Origin of the sequence: Anoxybacillus andreesenii (genome assembly GCF_030813005.1) — a bacterium.
GTDB lineage: Bacteria > Bacillota > Bacilli > Bacillales > Cytobacillaceae > Robertmurraya > Robertmurraya andreesenii.
Genome location: NZ_JAUSTU010000009.1, coordinates 62147 through 82696, shown reverse-complemented (window position 1 = coordinate 82696; position 20550 = coordinate 62147). Strand labels below are relative to the sequence as shown.

22 protein-coding genes are annotated in these 20550 nt (G+C 41.4%); 4 read left to right on the top strand and 18 right to left on the bottom strand.

What is annotated here, in order from left to right:
* Positions 1 to 70: 70 nt before the first annotated feature.
* The 6 genes from J2S07_RS10950 to bshC form a co-directional block, all read right to left on the bottom strand.
* Positions 71 to 2041: a stage V sporulation protein D gene (locus J2S07_RS10950; RefSeq protein ID WP_307150439.1), complete on the bottom strand. Its 1971-nt coding sequence runs from the start codon at positions 2039 to 2041 to the stop codon at positions 71 to 73.
* A 90-nt stretch (positions 2042 to 2131) separates the two neighbouring features.
* Positions 2132 to 4294 (bottom strand): penicillin-binding protein, encoded by a 2163-nt coding sequence (locus J2S07_RS10945; protein ID WP_307150438.1) that lies wholly within the window; start codon positions 4292 to 4294, stop codon positions 2132 to 2134.
* Entirely contained in the window at positions 4294 to 4659 is a 366-nt protein-coding gene (ftsL, locus tag J2S07_RS10940; RefSeq protein WP_307150437.1) for a cell division protein FtsL, read from the bottom strand. Before ftsL ends, J2S07_RS10945 begins: the two co-directional genes overlap by 1 nt.
* Positions 4660 to 4697: 38 nt before the next feature.
* Complete coding sequence (rsmH, locus tag J2S07_RS10935; RefSeq protein ID WP_307150436.1) at positions 4698 to 5630, bottom strand: 16S rRNA (cytosine(1402)-N(4))-methyltransferase RsmH; 933 nt, start codon at positions 5628 to 5630, stop codon at positions 4698 to 4700.
* Between the two features lie 34 nt (positions 5631 to 5664).
* Positions 5665 to 6096 (bottom strand): division/cell wall cluster transcriptional repressor MraZ, encoded by a 432-nt coding sequence (gene mraZ / locus J2S07_RS10930; protein ID WP_307150435.1) that lies wholly within the window; start codon positions 6094 to 6096, stop codon positions 5665 to 5667.
* A 139-nt stretch (positions 6097 to 6235) separates the two neighbouring features.
* Entirely contained in the window at positions 6236 to 7870 is a 1635-nt protein-coding gene (gene bshC, locus J2S07_RS10925) for a bacillithiol biosynthesis cysteine-adding enzyme BshC (protein ID WP_307150434.1), read from the bottom strand.
* A gap of 48 nt (positions 7871 to 7918) precedes the next feature.
* Here bshC and J2S07_RS10920 point away from each other — a divergent pair, with 48 nt between their 5' ends.
* Positions 7919 to 8080, top strand: coding sequence for a hypothetical protein (locus J2S07_RS10920; protein WP_307150433.1), 162 nt, complete (start codon positions 7919 to 7921; stop codon positions 8078 to 8080).
* Positions 8081 to 8253: 173 nt separating this feature from the next.
* Here the strand turns inward: J2S07_RS10920 and J2S07_RS10915 are convergent, their stop codons facing one another.
* The 4 genes from J2S07_RS10915 to J2S07_RS10900 form a co-directional block, all read right to left on the bottom strand.
* Positions 8254 to 8643 carry a DUF3397 domain-containing protein gene (locus tag J2S07_RS10915; RefSeq protein ID WP_307150432.1) on the bottom strand — a complete coding sequence of 130 codons (390 nt, stop codon included), beginning with the start codon at positions 8641 to 8643 and terminating at the stop codon, positions 8254 to 8256.
* Position 8644: 1 nt separating this feature from the next.
* The gene (locus tag J2S07_RS10910; protein WP_307150431.1) at positions 8645 to 9544 is read right to left on the bottom strand and encodes a 2-dehydropantoate 2-reductase; all 900 of its coding nucleotides are present in this window, start codon (positions 9542 to 9544) and stop codon (positions 8645 to 8647) included.
* Between the two features lie 117 nt (positions 9545 to 9661).
* The gene (locus J2S07_RS10905) at positions 9662 to 11197 is read right to left on the bottom strand and encodes an acyl-CoA carboxylase subunit beta (protein WP_307150430.1); all 1536 of its coding nucleotides are present in this window, start codon (positions 11195 to 11197) and stop codon (positions 9662 to 9664) included.
* A 31-nt stretch (positions 11198 to 11228) separates the two neighbouring features.
* Entirely contained in the window at positions 11229 to 11441 is a 213-nt protein-coding gene (locus J2S07_RS10900) for a biotin/lipoyl-containing protein (RefSeq protein WP_307150429.1), read from the bottom strand.
* 197 nt (positions 11442 to 11638) lie between these two features.
* Here J2S07_RS10900 and J2S07_RS10895 point away from each other — a divergent pair, with 197 nt between their 5' ends.
* Positions 11639 to 12112: an N-acetyltransferase gene (locus tag J2S07_RS10895; protein ID WP_307150428.1), complete on the top strand. Its 474-nt coding sequence runs from the start codon at positions 11639 to 11641 to the stop codon at positions 12110 to 12112.
* Between the two features lie 63 nt (positions 12113 to 12175).
* On the opposite strand, the gene J2S07_RS10890 is transcribed toward J2S07_RS10895, so the two are convergent.
* From J2S07_RS10890 to J2S07_RS10875, 4 genes are all read right to left on the bottom strand, one after another.
* On the bottom strand, positions 12176 to 12802 hold the full coding sequence (locus tag J2S07_RS10890) for an RsfA family transcriptional regulator (protein ID WP_307150427.1): 627 nt from the start codon (positions 12800 to 12802) through the stop codon (positions 12176 to 12178).
* A 115-nt stretch (positions 12803 to 12917) separates the two neighbouring features.
* Complete coding sequence (locus tag J2S07_RS10885) at positions 12918 to 13676, bottom strand: enoyl-CoA hydratase/isomerase family protein (RefSeq protein ID WP_307150426.1); 759 nt, start codon at positions 13674 to 13676, stop codon at positions 12918 to 12920.
* A gap of 93 nt (positions 13677 to 13769) precedes the next feature.
* Positions 13770 to 13943 (bottom strand): 50S ribosomal protein L32, encoded by a 174-nt coding sequence (rpmF, locus tag J2S07_RS10880; RefSeq protein WP_009791160.1) that lies wholly within the window; start codon positions 13941 to 13943, stop codon positions 13770 to 13772.
* 82 nt (positions 13944 to 14025) lie between these two features.
* A complete protein-coding gene (locus J2S07_RS10875) occupies positions 14026 to 14556 on the bottom strand; it encodes a YceD family protein (RefSeq protein WP_307150425.1) in 531 nt (176 codons plus the stop codon).
* A gap of 162 nt (positions 14557 to 14718) precedes the next feature.
* Here J2S07_RS10875 and J2S07_RS10870 point away from each other — a divergent pair, with 162 nt between their 5' ends.
* A complete protein-coding gene (locus J2S07_RS10870; protein WP_307150424.1) occupies positions 14719 to 15960 on the top strand; it encodes a nucleotidyltransferase in 1242 nt (413 codons plus the stop codon).
* A 6-nt stretch (positions 15961 to 15966) separates the two neighbouring features.
* Here J2S07_RS10870 and J2S07_RS10865 read toward each other — a convergent pair whose 3' ends face one another.
* Complete coding sequence (locus J2S07_RS10865; RefSeq protein WP_307150423.1) at positions 15967 to 16995, bottom strand: SepM family pheromone-processing serine protease; 1029 nt, start codon at positions 16993 to 16995, stop codon at positions 15967 to 15969.
* Complete coding sequence (locus tag J2S07_RS10860; protein ID WP_307150422.1) at positions 16996 to 17781, bottom strand: patatin-like phospholipase family protein; 786 nt, start codon at positions 17779 to 17781, stop codon at positions 16996 to 16998.
* 219 nt (positions 17782 to 18000) lie between these two features.
* Between J2S07_RS10860 and spoVV the strand changes: the two genes are divergently transcribed.
* A complete protein-coding gene (spoVV, locus tag J2S07_RS10855) occupies positions 18001 to 19221 on the top strand; it encodes a dipicolinic acid transporter SpoVV (protein WP_307150421.1) in 1221 nt (406 codons plus the stop codon).
* A 40-nt stretch (positions 19222 to 19261) separates the two neighbouring features.
* Here spoVV and coaD read toward each other — a convergent pair whose 3' ends face one another.
* Together coaD and rsmD are read right to left on the bottom strand one after the other, a co-directional pair.
* A complete protein-coding gene (coaD, locus tag J2S07_RS10850; protein ID WP_307150420.1) occupies positions 19262 to 19747 on the bottom strand; it encodes a pantetheine-phosphate adenylyltransferase in 486 nt (161 codons plus the stop codon).
* A 47-nt stretch (positions 19748 to 19794) separates the two neighbouring features.
* The gene (rsmD, locus tag J2S07_RS10845) at positions 19795 to 20349 is read right to left on the bottom strand and encodes a 16S rRNA (guanine(966)-N(2))-methyltransferase RsmD (RefSeq protein ID WP_307150419.1); all 555 of its coding nucleotides are present in this window, start codon (positions 20347 to 20349) and stop codon (positions 19795 to 19797) included.
* Positions 20350 to 20550: the final 201 nt, after the last annotated feature.

Here is a 20550-nt window from a genome sequence, read left to right as displayed (position 1 = left end):
ATTTCGCTATTAATTCTAGAAAGAGGGTAAAAAAATAGGGAGGCGAACCTACCATTGCCCCCCGCCTAACTCATTCTTCCTTATCCTTTGATTGTTCACCCTTTTTGCTTTTACTCTTCGTCTCTGGTTCGTCAAAATATAGTCTGATTGTCGAACCTTCCTTTAGCTTGATGCCTGCTTGTGGGGATTGCTTCACAACCGTATTGCCCTCACCGCTAGCATCGATCTTAAAGTTGACAAAAACCTCGCGAATTTCTTTTTTCGTCAATCCAACAAGATTAGGGACTTCAATCATGACGGGATCTTCCCATGTCTTCCTTACCTTGTCAATTTGATCCTTCCTTTGTTCCACTCCCATTGCTCTTAGGCTATCACCGATAATATTACCTACGATTGGGGCTGCAACGAAACCTCCAAATTGAATCGTTCCCTTTGGATTATCCACTGCGACATATACAACAATTTGTGGATCGTCAGCTGGTGCAAAGCCAATGAAGGAGACAATATGGTTGTTTTCCATATATCTGCCGTCTTTAACCTTTTGGGCTGTACCTGTTTTCCCCCCAACTCGGTATCCCTCCACAAATGCTCTTCCCCCAGTCCCTTGGGCGACAACAGTTTCGAGTGCATATCTAATTTTGTTTGAGGTTTCTTCGGAAATGACCTTTCTCTTCGCAACAGGAGATTTCTTCATCACGATTTCCCCTGTGACTGGGTCAACTAACTCTTTGGCAATATATGGCGTGTATAGGGTTCCACCATTAATGGCTGCCGACAAGGCCGTCACCTGTTGGATTGGCGTAACAGAAACCCCTTGGCCAAAAGCCGTTGTTGCCAGTTCAACTGGACCCACTCGCTCTAAGTTAAATAAAATCCCTTTGCCCTCACCCTGCAAATCAATTCCTGTTTTTTCACCGAACCCGAAATTCCTAATGTACTTAAACAGCGTATCCTTGCCAAGACGTTGTCCTAATTCAACAAAGCCTGGGTTACAGGAGTTTTGGACCACCTCTAAAAAGGTTTGATCACCATGTCCTCCTCTTCTCCAGCAACGTAGAGTAGATCCGTCAACCTTTACAGAACCAGAATCATGGAAATGCTCTTTTTCTAAATTGACCTTTTCTTCCTCAAGTGCTGCGGCAAGGGTAATAATCTTAAAGGTAGACCCAGGCTCATAGGTGCTCCAGACAGGTAGATTTCTGTTGTATACCTCTGGGGCGACATCCTGATAATTAGTCGGGTTAAAGCCAGGTCTCGAGGACATCCCTAATATTTCCCCTGTATTCGGATCCATAGCAATGGCAATCAGCCCATCGGGATTGTAGGTTGCCTCCGCAATATCAAGCTCCCTTTCCATGATGGTTTGCACCTTAGAATCAATCGTTAGCTTCAAATCAAGACCATCGACTGGCGCTTGATAATCATCGGCTTTATCATTCATGCGATGATGCTTGGCATCTGCGTAGAATTGAACAGAACCCCTTTCCCCCTTTAACTGTTTATCATAAAAGAGCTCTAGTCCCATTAAGCCTTGATTATCTATTCCCGTAAAACCTAATACATGTGATAAATAGTTCCCAAATGGATAATATCTTTTGGAATCTTCTCCAAGATAGACACCAGGTAGGTTCAATGCTCGAACCTCAGCGGCCTTCTCATTAGAAATTTTTCTTCCAGCAGATAATCTTACATTAATCTCTCCTTTTGTAATCTCCTTGTATATTTGCTCCTTAGATCCATTTAGGACAGCGGCTAACTTTTCTGCTGTCGCAGCTGGATCTTCGATTTGTCTTGGAAAAACATATACAGTTGGAGCACTCATATTGGTTGCTAAGGCAATTCCATTACGATCAACGATTTCGCCTCGTTCTGCTTCAAAAGGAATTTCACGATTCCATAATTCTTCAGCACCATCGGTCAGCCAGTCTCCAAGAAGAAATTGAACATAACCGAGCCTTACATCAATTATTAAAAATATGAAGAAGCCTACTAACAAGGCAATCGTTAGCCGCTTCCTGACTGTCACATTTGATACCCTCATTGAACGATCCTCCCTCTAGTGTGGCTCGTTCCAATATATGCTTGTACAAAAACAAATAGAACGCACCAAAATGGGTGCGTTCTATTTGTTTTAACCTCCATTAGGAGTTTCTTCTTCCTCGCTTGGTTCTTCTTTTTCATCAGGTGTTTGCAGAAGGACAACTAAATAATCTCCTTCATTCATTTTCGTCCCCACCTGGAGATTTTGCTTCGTTACATATCCACTGCCCGTTATATTCAGCTCTAATTTGGCTAAGTTGGCAATCTTCATCACATCACGAAGCGACCATCCTGTCATATCCGGAATCGTGATATCACCATCTGTTTGAATCACAACCTTTTCCCCTTCTAATAAAGGCTGCCCCTTCTCCGGAAGCTGTTTGATGATATTATTTCCATTTCCGAGCACAACCGTGTGAACGCCTAGCTTACTGAGTACTTCTGAGCCGCTTTCTACACTCATTCCCGTTACCCCAGGAACGTTGATTGTCTTTGCAGCTTCTATCTCTGTTGGTTGAATGCTCAAATATTGAAGGCTGTTTTTCATGACCTGTTTAAAAATCATCGAAACAGGCTTTGACCCCTCCGAAGAGCTTTCAATTTGCGGCTGCTGAACAGCCACATAGACAATCAGCTGTGGGTCTTCTGCTGGTGCCATCCCTAAGAAAGAGAACACATAATTATTTTTTCCGTGAACATATTTCCCATTTTCCGTGAAATTCGCTGTCCCAGTTTTACCTGCTACATTATAGCCTTCAATATTATATTTTTCATGACCGGTCCCTTTCGGTGATGTGATAACCGTTTCCAACACATCACGAACCTGCTTGGCTGTCTTTTCCGAAATTGGATGTCCTACTACCTCCGGTTCGGTTTCTTTCACAATCTTCTTTGTGTTTGGATCGACAATTTTGTCGATAATATGTGGCTTTAACATTTCACCATTGCCAGCAACAGCAGTTGCTGCCTGAATTTGTTGGATCGCCGTTATCGCTGTCCCTTGCCCATAGCCTGTTGTGATTTTGTCAAGAGGATAATTATAAACGATTTTGCCCCCGACCTCATTAGGAAGTTCAATTCCTGTCGGGTCTTCAAAGCCAAATTTCGTTAAATATTCACGGTACTTGTCAAAGCCTAGTTTTTCGTTAACAATTTTTGCTATGGCTACGTTGGAGGAGCGCTGGATTCCCTCTAAATATGTAATCGGTCCCCAGCCAACCTTATTATGGTCGCGTATCGCATCAGATTTTTTCGTAACTTTATATGAACCAGATTGATAATATTCTCCCAAGTTCAGAACCTGTTCCTCAAGTGCCGCAGCTAATGTGAATATCTTCATTGTGGATCCTGGTTCAAAGGATACTTCAACTGCTTCATTGAGCCAAGTCTTATCAATGCCTTCCTTCGTTTTTGGGTGGAAGGTAGGACGCTGCCCCATTGCTAGAATATCGCCCGTCTTTGCATCAGCAACAATCGCTACCATCTTCTTCGGTTTGTATTCTTTATCCGCTTGCGTGAGTGCATCTTCTAAGAAGGTTTGGATTTTTTTATCCAATGTAAGATACACATCATTCCCATCCTGCGCAGGTGTTACCTTTGCCTCACTATTTGGCAATAAGTATCCCCAAAGGTCACTATCAAAATGAATGGAGCCATTTTTCCCCTTTAAGATGTCATCTAATGACTTCTCAATTCCGAGCTGACCTTCGTTTTTGTCAACAAATCCAATCAAATGAGAGGAAAATACCCCGTTTGGATAAAACCGCTTTGATTCCCTATTAAAGATAATCCCCGGTAATTCCAGCTCCTCTATTTCTTGTTTCGTTTGCAGGGAGATGTCCTTTCCGGCACGTCCAAATTCAACCTGGAAAGGGCCATTCTCTGTTTTCTTTGAGAGGATTCTATAAATTTCCGATTCCGGCATATCGATGTACTTCGCTAGCTTCTTAGCTGTCCCCTTTTTATCAGAGACGTAGTTCGGCTTCATGCTTTTATCTAGAATAGCGACAAGTGTATAGGAGGAGGTGTCTTCCGCAATAACCTCGCCATTCCGATCATAGATCGTTCCTCTCTTAGCCTCCAGTACATCCTTCTTGCTATAGATTCGTTCAGCCTTTGCAGCCAGTGGTTGCCCTGCAGCTTCACCTGTAATTTGAATGGACAAATACCGAAACATCAAGATAAAAAAGAGCAGGCAAAAAATAATAAACAAGATTGCTGCTCCCACATTCATATTAGACTGTTTTTTTAACATTAATCTTGCACAACCTTAACATTATTCTCATTAAGATTTAGACCCAGTTCTTTCGCCTTGGCCCAGATTCTTTCATATGTACTTAACTCTTCTACCTGCATCGAAAGATCAGCGTTCACTCTTTCCTGGGATTGGATTTTTGCAGAGGTTTCCTGAATGTCTTTATTAATTTCGTAGATTGCCGCTTGATTGGAGATCATTTGGACAGCACCAAAACAAAGAGCTGCACTGAAGATTAACCCCAAAATTTTCTCTCCTGGTGAGAAGGAAAATCGATTCTTTTTCGCTTTCTCAATCGCTTTTTTTTGTTTTTGTTGCTGAACTTGCTGTTGTTCCTGTTGCAGCTTCCTTGCCAAGTTTCCCATTCTGTTCCCTCCTTGGAAATTTAGATATGGCACTATTCTTAGATTTTCTCCGCGATTCTTAATTTTGCGGATCTTGCACGATTATTTTCCTCTAGTTCTTCGTCTGTGGGGACGATCGGTTTTCTCGTGATGAGCTTTAAGATTGGTTTGTATTCATCAGGAATGACTGGTAGACCTGGCGGCAAATTAGAAACTTCGCTTGCCTTTTTAAATGTAACTTTACAAATCCGATCCTCTAAGGAATGAAAAGTTATTACACTTATTCTTCCACCAGGCGAAAGCAGCTCGATTGCCTGATGCAGCGATTTTTCGAATACCCCTAATTCATCATTAACAGCAATTCGGATCGCCTGAAAAATTCGTTTGGCTGGATGGCCACCTTTTCTTCTTGCAGGTGCTGGAATCGCATCTTTAATTAATTCAACAAGCTCACCGGTTGTTTCGATGGGCTTTTTCTCTCGTGCAGCTTCAATTTTTCTGGCAATTTGCTTTGAGAATTTCTCCTCGCCATATTGATGAAATATTCTCAAGAGATCACCAAAGCTCCAATGATTGACGACATCATAAGCGGATAATGATGCTTCCTGGTCCATCCGCATATCTAGAGGAGCGTCATGGTGATAGCTGAAGCCCCTTTCTGGTGTATCGAGCTGAGGGGAGGAAACCCCGAGATCATAGAGAATTCCGTCAACCTGCGTGATTCCTCTTAGATTCAGTTCCTCTTTTAAATGGAGAAAGTTACTCTTAATAATGGTCATTTGATCACTGTATTGAGATAGCCTTTCTCTTGCATTCGCTATAGCCGTTTCATCCTGATCAAAGGCGATTAGCTTCCCTTCAGGTGAAAGCTTCGATAGGATGAGGGACGAATGCCCTGCCCCACCCATCGTGCAATCGACATATATGCCATGAGGCTTGATATTCAAGCCATCTACTGTTTCATGTAAAAGAACTGTCTTATGTTCAAACAAAGCTGTTCACTCCAATCGTATTCATTGGTTCCAACTAGATATCAAAACCAATCATATTCTCTGCAATTTCCGCAAAGGATTCCTCTGACTCTGTAAAATAGTCTTCCCAAAGATCCTTACTCCATATCTCAATACGATTGGAAACACCTAAAACAACGCACTCTTTATCAAGTTTTGCGTATTGCATGAGGGGAGAGGAAATATTGATCCTTCCTTGCTTATCCAGTTCACATTCTGTGGCACCAGAAAAGAAAAATCGGGTGAAGGCACGAGCATCTTTTTTTGTTAAAGGTAAGCCTTTCAGCTTCTCCTCAATAAGAGCCCATTCAGAAATGGGGTAACCAAACAAGCATTGATCCAAGCCGCGAGTTAACACAAAGGTATCACCTAGATGTTCACGGAACTTGGCAGGCACGATCAAACGGCCCTTCGTATCAACATTATGATGGTATTCACCCATGAACATGCCTACTACCCCCACTCTCCATCCTAAATGTACCACAATCCCCCACTTTCCTCCACATATTTTTATTAATTCTACTAATTGTTAAAAATTCCTTCCAAAAAATAAAAAAAGACTTCATCCGAAGATAAAGTCCTTTCGTTTAAATCCTTACTATTTTATGCTTTCCATCAAATTCAAATGGAAGGTTCGTCAATTGCTCCACAAAATTCAAGCCGTATTTATTTAGGAAGTAGAAGATATTTAATGTTCTTTCCTGTGGGCCACCATTTGGTCTTAATGAATTTTCAATTTGAGCGTATTTGCGCATGGTGACATCATATTTTAGCTTCAGCGCCTCTTCAAATTTTCCTTCCATAAACATAATTTGTTCTAAAAGAAGTTTTTCATTTTTTTGCATTAATGGAATGAGACCTCGGTAGTCCTTTTCGGCATGCTGCTTTATTTTTCCATAATTCTCCGCGAACAGATTTTTTGTTTCTGTAAACAGATGTACTAGATTTGGGTCTTTAACCGATTCCATAAAGGTATTTACTTCTTCTGTGAGACCGTTTTTCAGGACATGTTCAAAATCTAATTGCATCTGGGCCAAATCTGCCGCAATATCTCTTTCCACTAACGTAATGTTAATCCTCGGAATGATCGGTGGCATTTTCATCCCAAATTCTTCAAATGCTTGTTTTAGCTCTGCCCAGTAGGCTATTTCTCCCGGCCCTGCAACGAAGGCCAATGTCGGAAATAAATTTTCCTGCATTAGTGGTCTTGTGACAACATTATTGCTTAGGCGCTCTGGATGCTTGTTAGCGAGGGAAAGAAGCTCATCCATTGAAAAGGAGAGCGAGCCATTTTTACCTGTAAACAGATGTTGCTCGCTGTCAAATTCGAGAAGAATCCTTTCAAAATGCTCCTCATCATAATAGAAGAGATTTGCTGCATTTTTGGACATATCTATGGTTTTACTGTATCCATGTTTGTCGAGCTCCGCTTGCTGTCTCCATACGGCTGAGGTAATTTGTTCAGCCTTGTTAATTTGTTCAGCAAGGATTTTTTTCTCAAGCTGTCTCAGCTCTCGATTTCCTGAATCAACAAGAAGCAATCCAAACTCCTTAAACAGCTCCATCACAATGTAGGCAAAGAAATCAACAAACGTTTCAGAAACGTCAATGGCCCTTTTTGAAAAAGCAATCAGTTCCTTTGTATGATCCGTTTCTCCAAAGGTGGCAATCACCTCTTGAATCCACGTTTGACAGAGCTCTTTATTTAATGGACAATCCGTGACCATTCTTTTGTCCATTATTTTATTAGGATACACCCATTTCTCCAGCTTGCGATCATTTTCCAAATAAATATGGTTGACCTCAGCATAATCATGGTCCTCCCCAGCAATCCAGAAAATCGGTACGACAGGAACACCAAGCTCTTCTTCCTTTTGCTTAGCAAAGGCGATAATAGAAATGACTTTATGTATGGAGTACAAAGGGCCTGTTAGAATTCCAGCCTGCTGTCCACCAATGACAACCACACTATTTGATTGTTTGAGCTTCTCAAGGGACTCCTTTACCTTAGATGAGGTTGGAAAGGGCTTCATGAAGGATGCGATATGGTCAGCTAGCTCCTCCCTCATAAATATACGTTCCGACAATTCATTCAAACGCTCGGAATAATGAGCCCCGTCTTGATAATTATAGTGAAAAAAGGACTTGATTTCCTCAGTCCCATAATAGTATTCGCTGGCAAACTTGTTTGTAGCTGGGAGCGATAGATCCGCTATCTCCATGTATGAACTTCCTTTCTAAGCGACAGTTTTCTACGTATGAGTATAGCATTGAATAAAAAGAAAGAAAAAAACTTTGCTTACAAGAAAAGCGGAAGCGCCTTGGTCAGCCCCGACAAGCATAAGACAAGCTGGCATGGAGGTTTGCTTTTTAACCTCCTTGACGGATTGGCTTATGACCTCGAGGGGCTAGGCGCTGGAGCTAGACAATAAGAAAAGCGGAGAGCGCTTGCCCATCGGCGACAAGCACAAGACGAGCCGGCATGGAGGTTTGCATTTCAACCTCCTTGACGGATTGGCTTGTGACCTCGAGCCGATAGCGCTCGGAGCTAGACAAAAAGAAAAGCGGAGAGCGCCTTGGTCAGCCCAAACAAGCGGAAGCCAAACTATGATACCGCACTTGAAACGCTTTGAACGATGCCGATGATCAGCAAAATGGTATACAGCGAGAAGAAAACAAGAAAGTTGAAGCGCCAAAAACCTCGGAAGACCTTTGGATAATCAATCTCTTCTTTCACCTTCCAATGGACAAATACAACAATAATTCCTATACAAAGCATAAGTAAAATAATTGCCCAAAGAAGCGAAACCTTCCATATGGCTATAATTAAATAATGAACAGAAAGAATAAATAATAAAGTGCTCCCATCTAATGCGATTTGAACGGATCGACGGTGTTTCTTCGTTACCATTTTGCTTATCACAAAGATTAGAATATAGCCAAGTATGGGGATGGTCACAAACGCTGCTGCCAAATTTGAAAAAATTGCAGACATTCTACTTCCCTCCTTTTTCCAGCTCGTTTCCTTTAATAAGATGAAAGAGAGCGTTTATGAGTGGTGCTTGCATATTTTTCTCGTTTGCCTGCTTAATCAGATACCCTAAGATGGCATCTATTTCTGTAGGACGGCCTTCCTCTACATCCTTTAGCATGGAGGATCGATTTTGGCTCGTATTTCTACAAACCTCTACAACGTTTTGATAATATAATTCTTCCTTCTCTAACCTCAAAATTCCTTTAATTTCGACAAAAAGTTCCCGAAATGTTTGAAAAAAATGTGGATTTTCAATGAGAGCCCCATTTTGAACCTTTAAAAGCGCAGTAAGTGGATTAATAATCGCATTCACAACGAGCTTCTTCTGAAGCATCTCCTTGAAGTCATCCTCTTTTTGAAATGGAAAGCTTTGGTGAAAGGGTTTGATTAATGTATCTAAAAACTCCTGATCCGCACCCTTATAGAAAGCGATCCTGGTCTGACCTTCCCCTTTATGTACGACACTGTCATCATCGGTACGGTATGCACCATGTTCCACAGCTCCAACAAGTACAAAGCGCAAATTCAATCTATCGATATATTCCAGATGACCCATTCCATTTTGAAGAAAAAGCAGTGGATGATGGGCTTCGATTTTTTTATTCTCAAGGAGTGATTGTAAATGATACTGTTTAACACAAATAATAGAAAGGTCCTCACCACCTTTTCCCCATTCAGAGGCTAATCTAACCTCAACTTTCGTGCTAAAGGAGCCTTGGTGATTCGTTAAATGTATCCCTTTTGCTTGAATCCTATCCCTTTGTTGTATATTCCTGACATATAATACAACTTCATGATGCTGATTAAGGTAAAAGGAAAACAATAGACCGATGGCTCCGCCCCCAACAATCGCTATCTTCATCCTATCGCTCCGTTTCTTTTTATTTACATTTTATCAAACAGAAGAGAGGTTTGTCCGAGTAATGAGAAAAGAGCCGATAAAAAAAGAAAAACCCCTTATTTAGGGGTTCAATCTTCCTTAAACTGGGTAAACCGGGTGTTTTTTAACGGTGGTGACAACGTCCTTCGTCTCATAATAGCATAGTCTTTTCATTAAGGTGTCTCTTAATTGGGACGGGGCCACAATGTCATCCACGATTAATTCAGAAGCTAATTTGTAAATATCAATATGCTCTTTATACTCCCGTTCCTTTTGTTGAATAAAAGCGATTTTTTCCTTAGGATCCTCTATTTCATTAATTTTGTTTGAGTAAACAGCATTGACAGCCGCCTCTGGGCCCATAACAGCAATTTGAGCCGTTGGCAGTGCCACACAATAATCTGGCTCAAAGGCCGGGCCAGCCATGGCATAGAGTCCTGCACCATAGGCTTTTCTAACAATAACGGATATTTTGGGTACGGTTGCAGAGCTCATCGCAGCAATTAGCTTTGCCCCATGACGAATGATTCCTGCGCGCTCCACCTTCGTTCCGATCATAAAGCCTGGAACATCCGCCAGGAAAATAAGTGGGATATGGAAGGCATCACATAATTGAATGAACTTCGCCCCTTTATCGGCGGAATCAACGAACAATACCCCACCTTTTACCTTTGGCTGATTGGCAATAATCCCGACTACCCGTCCATCGATTCGAGCAAGTCCCGTAATTAATTCTGGAGCAAATAGCTTCTTGATTTCATAAAAGCTCCCCTCATCAATGAGCGAGTCAATGCACTCATACATATCAAATGGAGCATTTTGGTGGCTTGGAATAATCTCATCAAGCGCTCTTCCTGGTTTTGGGTCTAATGAAGGCAATCTCTTTGGCCGCCCTTGAAAGTTTGCCGGGAAATAAGAAAAATATCTTCTTGCCGATTCAATAGCTTCCTCTTCACTAAAGACAAGAACATCCCCACAGCCACTAACCGTACAGTGTATCCTTGCTCCGCCCATTTCTTCTAAAGTAACCTTTTCACCAATCACTTTTTCAGCCATCCGTGGTGACCCTAGATACATGGATGCATTCTGGTCAACCATAATGACAATATCACAAAAAGCCGGAATATAAGCGCCACCTGCTGCAGATGGCCCAAATAATAGACAGATTTGCGGAATCATTCCTGATAATTTGACTTGATTATGAAAAATCCGCCCTGCTCCCCTTCGATTAGGAAACATGTCTAGTTGATCGGTGATTCTTGCCCCAGCCGAATCGACTAAATAAAATAATGGCACCTTCAGCCTTTCTGCTGTTTCCTGAATGCGAATGATCTTCTCCACCGTTCTGGCCCCCCATGAACCAGCCTTAACAGTCGAATCATTCGCCATCACACAAACGGTTTGCCCATGCACCTTGCCGATTGCAGTGACCACACCATCAGCCGGAAGATCCTTAGCCTCATAATTTGCATAGAGGCCATCCTCTTCGTATTGTCCGTCATCAAAAAGAAGCTCGAGTCGCTTGCGGACAAAAAGCTTTTTTTGTTCTTTCAGTTTTTCATGATATTTCGGGGCTCCACCCGCCAATATTTTCTGTTTTTTGTCAAGTATCGTTTCTGATAATGTATTCCGCATCCTACCCCTCCTAAATGATCCTTGGAAATTTTTACTCTATGATAAGCAAAACATCTCCTTCGTTGATGAAATCTCCTGCATTGACCTTCACTTCACTAATTACCCCTTCTATATCAGTTTCTATCGGGATTTGCATCTTCATTGATTCTATGATGACCACCTCTTGTCCAATTTCGATGGCATCCCCTTTGCCAACAAGCACATTCGACACGATGCCCGCCATTGTGGAATTGATCGTTTTCATGACATCCCCTCCATTACATGTTTTCCTAACTTCATTTCTACACAATTTCGCCATTTCCCTTCTTTATTTTGAAAACGCTTCCTCTTTTTATAGGTATTTTCGAAATTCTTGTTATATAATGAATATAAGTATTACTCAATTATTATATGAAGCTAACAGATTGAACATGATTCTAGATTGGCTAAGGGGGATGGAACATGGAATACAAAGTAGAGAAACTAAGGGTAAACTACAAAACATTAGAAGAATTTAAAAGGTTTAAAGAGTATGGTTTGCAGGAGCTTTCAATGGTTGAGGATTTGGAAGCAAATATTATTGATAATGATAGCGAATCGCCATTTTACGGGATCTATTTTGGCGATACTTTAGTTGCTAGGATGAGCTTATATAGGGTAGAAGCGAAATTCAATCGTTATTTCGAGCCGCCCCATGATTTTCTCGAGCTATGGAAGCTTGAAGTACTCCCTGATTATCAAAACAAAGGCTATGGCAAGGCGCTTGTCAACTTTGCAAAAGAGATGGGCCTTCCAATCAAGACGAATGCAAGAATGAAATCACGCGGTTTTTGGGATAAAATGGGCTTTACCTCTGTTCATTACGAAATGGCTCGAGATCGAGGAGAGAATCCTCTTTTCTGGTTTCCTGAAGGCTTTCCGATCGAAAAAGATTAAGACTTTTGCAAAAATTCCCTAATATATAGAGAAAGCGGACAATAGTCCGCTTTCTCTGTTTGTCTATTTTTCTATTCTTTCTAGATTCCCATTTTTGTCCATTTGAAATTTGACCTTTTGTTGCCGATCCTCCTCCTGCAGGACAACCATTTTCCTCGCCCTCTCCATGATTTCTATGAGAGCCTTGTAATCCTGTTCAACGATTTGAAATTCCTTGGACAGCTTCTCATTTTCCGCTGCCAAGTATTCATTTCTTTTCTCCAGCTCCTGAGCCTTTTCCTCATATTCTTTCAATTTTTCTAATTGTTCATTTGACTTTTCAAACTGCTCATACATTTCCTTGAAAAATCCAACCAATTCATCGAAGCTTATATTCGGCCTCCATGTCGCATTGCTTTCTTGTGGAGTGCTTTCGCTCTGCATCTCCACTATCTTTTCGTCCTCTACGACCTGTGCTTGCTTCCTTAATTCTTTGCGCTGCTTTTTTGCTAGTTCAATCCCTGATTTGTATTGCTTGCGAACATAAGAATTCCAACGAAATCCGCAGGCAGCTGCGGTTCTGGATAGCTGCTTTCCAACTTCTTCGAAAGCCTGCAGCTGGGTGCCACCCTCACGAATATGACGCAAAACTACTTCCGCAAGTAGTAAATCTTCATCATTAGACCAAGCATCCTGGCGGTTTGTGGGCAATGCTAATCCCTCCTAGTGGTATGTTATTATTTATACATATGCACTTACTAGAAGAGATAGACTTATCATACATATTTATCCGGAGCCAATTTTCGAATCGAATCTATGGACAGGACTACTTTTTATTTTCCACGAACTTTGCTACCTGCTGGTGATGGGCCTCACTTTCCCAAAGAATAGCGCATTTTCGGACCTCTTGTTCTATTCTTTCTTTTAAGTTTTGATCCCATTTTCGAAGGAGCATCTCCTTGTAAGCCCCTAGCACATTTTTTTCTAGCTGAAAGGTTTTTCCTAGAGTTGTCCGAAGTCCTGCGAGAGGCTCTCCTTCATATATGTACTGGACAAATCCTAAGTCAAGTAGCTCATCCGTTGTATAAATTCTTGCTTCCATCAACATCTTCAAGGCATTGGACATAGGGAGCCTCTCCAACAGCAGAGAGCCACCTCCCCATCCTGTTGTAATAGCTAGATTCCCTTGTACAAAACCAGCTCTAATTCCTTTCCTGGCAACACGAAAATCGCAGGCAGCAGCGATTTCACAGCCTCCACCAACAGCCGTACCATTCATTAGAGCGATGGTTGGCTTGGGGAGAATGGCTAAATCATATAAGATCCTGGCCATTTTTGAAAGCATTTGATAGGCCTCATCCTCAGTTCGAAGCTCATGAAATACCGATAAGTCCCCACCAGAGCAAAATGCTTGGTCCCCTTCCCCAGTCACAACAAGTGCCTTGACGGATGGGCTCTGGGCCGCTGTAATGGCTTCTGCTAGACCCTCCATCACTTCATAATTGATCGCATTTCTTTTTTCTTCTCTTGTGATTCGAAATATTAGCACATCGTTTTCCCATTCTCTTAATTCATACGCTCCCACGGAACCACTCCCCCATCATTCTATCCTCGTGACATTATCCAAAAAACGACAAAAGCACAGAAATCAAGTTTCTGTGCTTTATCATTAGAAGTATTAGTCATTTACGACTTCTTTTCCTTTGTATGTTCCACAAGCTTTACATACACGGTGAGCAAGCTTCATCTCACCACAGTTTGGGCATTCTACCATACCTGGTACCTGTAGTTTAAAATGAGTACGACGTTTTCTCTTCGCAGTTTTAGAAGTTCTTCTAAAAGGTACAGCCATTATTCCCACCTCCTTAAAGAGTATAAAGAAAGGCGTGAAGTCTAGATACTAGCTCTCCACCGTCTTAATGCTTCTCCCAGTTTTATGAATTGGGGGAAGGATCATTCTGATCAAGTAATTTAGCAAGTCCTGCCAATCGCGGATCAATTTTTGCAGTTTTTTCCTGCTCATGAATAACCTCCCAATCTTGTCCAGATTGTGGAGCACCTTCTTCACTCGATCCATCGTCGCAGAAAACTTGAATAGGTACTTCAAGCAAAAGGATTTCCTGTAAGACCGGCTTCAGGTCAATCACTTCTCCTTTTACCTGATGGACCTCCTCCTCATCAGCTTCATAGTCAAAGCCTCTTAAGAGAAAGGTTTCAGTTGTTTCTACATCAATTGGATAATTCACATCTACCAAAGTTCGAGAACAAGGAAGGATAAGTGAACCCTTAATCCGAAGATGAAACGTCACCTTTTTTGAGTCGATATCAGCCCGACCTGTTATATGGATAGGAGATACTTCTCGTATCGTCTGGTCGATCTCCTTTATCTCGTCAAGATTAACCATTTCATCAATGAGAAAATCCTTGTTTCGATTTTTTTGTAACTGACTTAACGTCCATTTCATACGAATCACCCCAAGGCAACAAAGGTTATTATAGCTTTACTATAAATATTTGTCAATATTTTTTCTTTACACTATAATGTAGACATTATAAGGATACTTTAACCAAATGTACATACTTTTCGGATCAATTAGGTGGGTTAAAGGCGATTTAAGGAGAAGAATATGCAGGCTACTGGGATTGTTGTTGAGTATAACCCTTTTCATAACGGACATGCATTTCATTTAGAAAAGACGAAAGCGATTACAAAGGCAGAGATTGTGATCGCGGTCATGAGCGGACAGTTTCTACAAAGGGGAGAGCCAGCCTTACTTCCAAAATGGATGCGAGCGAAGATGGCTCTGCTCGCTGGGGTCGATATTGTAGTCGAGCTGCCCTATCAGTTTGCCACACAAAAGGCTGATACCTTTGCCTTTGGCGCCGTATCGTTGCTTGGAGCGATGGGTTGCGAGAGTATTTGCTTTGGAAGTGAGTCTGGAGAAATAGAGCCCTTTCTCACAACCCTTCAGTTCCTTGAAGAGAACAAGGAGGAATACGACAACCAGATAAGGGACTATCTTGATCAGGGATTCAATTACCCAAGCGCATTATCACATGCCTTCCTAAGTTTACATCCTAACGATGCAGTCGTTGACCTTTCAAAACCGAACAACATTCTAGGATTTCAATATGTTAAGGCGGTGAAAGAATTAAAGCTATCAATGACTGCACACACCGTTGCCAGAACAAGTACTGACTACCACGATCAGGACTTCTCTTCTGACACCATTGCCAGTGCGACCAGTATTCGGAGAGCCCTATTCTCAGAAGATGGAACGCTTGAGAAGGTCCTGCCATATATCCCGGAGACAACCGCTCTCGTTCTCCAGGATTACTTAGAGCATTATCAGCATTTTCAACAATGGGAAAATTATTGGCCATTTCTAAAATATAGGCTTATACAAGCAACCGCTGGGGAGCTTAGTAACATCTATGAGGTCGAGGAGGGTTTGGAAAATCGGGTGATGAGGGCCGCACTTGAAGCCAGTTCTTTTCAGGAATTTATGACGAAGATTAAGACAAAACGATACACTTGGACCAGGCTTCAGAGAATGTGCGTCCATATCCTCACAAATACAACCAAAAAAGAAATGGAAGCAAGAATGGACAAAGCCTCCTATATTCGTCTACTCGGTATGAATGAAAAAGGGAGGACCTACTTGAATAATTGGAAGAAAAATGCTTCCCTTCCCCTTGTCTCAAAATTATCAGCCTTGGATTTTGACGATGTCGCCCTTGATGTTCGCGCATCGCGCATCTATTCTTTAGGTGCAACGGAACAGATGGCACAAAACCTATTGGAGCTTGAATACAAACAGCCACCGATTTATATTAAGGAACAAAAAGAAATAGAAGCTCTCAAATAGAGCTTCCTATTTCTTTTCCTTCAAGCCATCTAAATAGCTGATGGCGTCATCAAATTGATCAATTGGCACGATTTTCATTTTCGTTCCGATATCTTTAGCCGTCTTTACTGCTGCACGATAGTTCGAGTCCTTCGCTCCCTTTTCATTTGGGGCAAAGAAAATCTCCGCCCCTGCTTTATCAGCAGCAACAATTTTTTGTTCAATTCCACCAATTCTTCCTACTGTCCCATCCGGAGAAATCGTCCCTGTACCAGCGATTTCATAGCCTTTCGTTAAGTCTCCCTTTGTCAGCTGATTGTATATTTCCAGAGAGAACATAAAGCCTGCAGACGGCCCACCTATATCTTCTGTATTGATTTCAACCTTTGGCTCTACATGGAGCTCCTTATCGTCGACCAGTCCTATTCCAACTCCAACACGAGTTGGTTCCTTTGGAAAAGGCTGAACCTCAACCGTGACTTCTCCTTCTTTCCCTCTCCGGATATAGGTTAACTTAATTTTATCCCCAACTGATTTTCCACCCACATATTCGATGAATTTCTCTGAAGAAGGGAACTCATGTCCATCTACCTTAAAAATTCGGTCACCTGGCCTTAGCTTGCCCGCAGCCGGCATGTCCTCCTCAATACTTAATACATACACTCCCTTATAGTCATATCGAGTGGGAAGCCCAGCCTTCTTATAAGCAACCTCAATCGCAGCTTGCTTAGAATTTGCCATCATATGCAGCTGTCTTACATTATATTCTTCTTCCGTTTCCTCTTCGCTGCGGATCGCCTCAAGAGGATAGATTTCTTGATATTTGCTAACATGGGCCATTAAATACGAATAAATATTTGCTTTCCCCATGCGAATGGTTGTTAGCATAAAGCTACCTTCTTCATCTTCATATCCATTTTCCACTTCAATGATAGGTTCTAGCTCCTTCGCCATTCCTGGTTTGGACACGTAATAGGGTAAAGAGTAAAAAGAAACGAAGAAAAGAAATAGGACCAAGAGGATTAAAATTAAGCGAAAATAGAACCTTTTTTTCATCTAATGCTGCTCCTTCCACTGCTCGATTAAGCCATGTATCTTTTGAATATGCTTTTTTGTTTCTTCTTCTCCAATCGCAATAATCTCGTCTATATTGGTAAAAGCTCTTGAGTTATACATTTCCACTGGTGGCCTAATCATGATATCCGAGGCGATTGCTCTATTTGCAACAGCTTCCATTTGGAGAATATCAATGCTTTGCATGATCACATCAAAAATCGAAGTGATTTCTGTATTTTGCTTCACATGAGAAACATCGACGGCAATAATAATATCTGCACCCATCTCTTCAACAACCGAGACAGGAACCCGATCAACCACTCCACCATCAACTAATAGCTTATCGTTTAATTTCTCAGGTACAAATATGCCTGGAATAGAAATGCTGGCTCTAACAGCATCGGCAATCGGACCTTCTTTAAAAATAACCTTGTCTCCTGTCATTAAGTCGGTCGCAACCACATGAACCGGGATATCTAATTCTTGCAAATTCCTCCCGAATGTAAAGATACGAATGAGCTCCTTAACCCGATTTCCAGCAATAAAGCCCATTTTAGGTAGGGTAAAATCCAAATAATACTTTCTTCTAAATACCTTTGATAAAGTATACAGTCTTTCAATGTCTAACCCCGCCCCATAGAAACAACCAACCATAGCCCCCATGCTGCTCCCGGCTATCATATCAATCGGAATCTTTTCATCAAGTAATGTTTTGATAACCCCCACATGAGCAAACCCTCTTGCCCCTCCGGAACCAAGAGCCAATCCAATCTTAGGACGATGCAAAACAACAGCACCACCTTTTCCTTCAGTTTACACTTTTCTTTTTCCTTCACTGGGAGCTTCACTACCTACCGTATATTCAATCTTATGGTCTAATTTTATTTTCTATGAGTATATTGATTTATATGAGGACAAGACCGTGAAGGCATTTTTTTCTAATATATCTTAGCACTTTTTCCGTCATTATGCACTTTCAGTAAATCTCTGAGGGAGGATTTATGCGTGGTAAAATCTAGACTAAAAACAATCATTCTTGCTACATCCGTGACCATTCTGGCCATCTCCTTAATTTCGTTCCCGCAGGAATCTGTCAATGCCTCCATTAGAGGATTAGATATGTGGTGGAAAATTGTTTTTCCTTCCCTTTTACCTTTCTTTATCGTTTCAGAAATGCTGATTGGCTTCGGTGTTGTTAAATTTGTCGGAGTAATTTTAGAGCCATTAATGCGGCCCCTTTTTCGAGTACCAGGAGTTGGGGGTTTTGTTTGGGCGATGGGAATGGCCTCTGGTTATCCCGCTGGTGCCAAGCTCACGGCACGTTTAAGACAAGAGGAGCAGCTTTCAAAGGTGGAGGCTGAAAGGCTCGTTTCCTTCACGAATTGCTCCAATCCTTTATTCATTTTTGGAGCGGTATCGGTCGGATTCTTTTACAATGCGAAGCTCGGAATTATACTTGCTGCTGCCCATTACCTCGGGAACTTCACGGTTGGGATTATCATGAGGTTTCATGGAAAAAATAACTCTCCTTCAACTAACCAAAACGTAAAATTCTCGATAAAGAACGCTTTAAGAGAATTACATAGAACAAGAATTAGAGAAAATCGTCCAATCGGCAAACTATTAGGGGATGCTGTCATGTCCTCGATTCAAACCCTGCTCATGATCGGCGGCTTCATTATCCTATTTTCTGTCCTAAATCAATTGCTCTTTCATTTGGGAATCATTCAACTCATTGGGGATGGCGTTGGCATAATCCTAACGATTTTTCACTTATCAGAATCCTTTAGCATCCCCTTTGTTTCAGGACTATTCGAAATTACATTAGGCAGTCAATTAACAAGTCAGGTTGAGGATACAACCTTAATGCAGCAAGCGATTATCACAAGCATGATCTTAGCCTTTAGTGGTTTTAGCGTTCAAGCACAAGTTGCAAGTATATTAGCGGAAACAGATATTAGCTTTAGACCATTTTTCATCGCAAGAATTTTTCATGTATTCTTGGCCGGCTTCTACACTCTTCTTTTATGGAAGCCTATTTATGAAGGCTTCATTCAATCTGGTGATGACCACTCAAAAACAATTCCAGTAGCTTTCTTTGAGGAAAGCTCTTGGATTAACCAATCGATACAAATTCTAAAGGATACGGGTCCAATCATTACCCTCTTGTCATTAATGGTTTATATCATTGTATTTGCGAAGCGAACGTACAAAAACGAGCACTAATATTTAAGTGCTCGTTTATCTTCATTTGGGATATTATCAGTTATTTACTAGAAAATTTACTTCTAAGCGCCTCTTCAACCACAGATGGAACCAGTTCAGAAATTTTCCCATGATACTGGGCAACCTCTTTAACCATACTTGAGCTTAGGAAAGAGTATTGATTGTTGGTCATGATATAAAACGTCTCAATTTTGTTATTCAAAAATCGGTTCATCGATGTAAGCTGCATTTCATACTCGAAGTCAGATACAGCCCTAAGCCCACGAATAATCGCATTAGCACCTATTTCTTGCGCATAGTCTACCAATAATCCATGAAAGGAATCAACCCGTACATTTGGGATATTCTTTGTGACTTCCCTAATGAGCTCCACCCTCTCCTCAACCGTAAAAAGTGGCTTTTTAGAGGAGTTATTAAGGATGGATACATACACCTCATCAAATACTTTTGCTCCCCTTGTAATGATATCTAGATGACCGTTTGTGATCGGATCGAAGCTGCCTGGACATACCGCAATACTTGACATCATCTTCCCCCTTTAAAATATGTCTTCATCCTTGCATCAAGGTCTCCTTAGCTTGACCAAGAATAAATAGAAATGGTGATAATACCGTATGTTTCTTCCTTTATTTGCGTAAGATGACCGACTGTTTTCGGCATTTCTACCTCGGAGCTATGTTCACAAACAATGACCCCTTCGTTATTCAATAGCGTATTTGTATCAATGATCTCTAATATCTCTTGGAGCTGCTGTTTAGCGTATGGCGGATCTAGAAATATGTAATCAAAGCTGATCTCTCTTTTTCTGATGGCTTTTAAAGCACGTTTAAAGTCATTACGATAGACCTCAGCCCTAGACTCAAGATCGCAGGTCTTAAGATTATCGTAGATAGTATGTATTGCTTTTCCATCACGGTCAACAAATATCGCCTTCTCGGCTCCTCTACTTAATGCCTCTATTCCAAGACCACCACTTCCTGCAAATAGGTCGAGGCATATACCGCCATTAAAATATGGCCCAATGATGTTAAAGATGGCTTCCTTCACTTTATCTGTTGTTGGTCTTGTCGAATTTCCTGGTACGGCCTTCAGGGCTTTCCCTTTATAACGACCAGAAACTACTCTCATCGATGATCACCCGCTTCCTTACCATCCTAACATTACCGAAAGAAAGTGCCAATGACAAGCATTTCGCGAGAAAATTATATTAAAAATGTATAACCACTTTTTTTATGGAAATAATGAAGGTAACAACATCTATTCGAGGATGTTGTTGCCAACCGCGGAGAAGACTTACGTTTCCCCATAAGTTCTTCCTCCGGTTTCTCC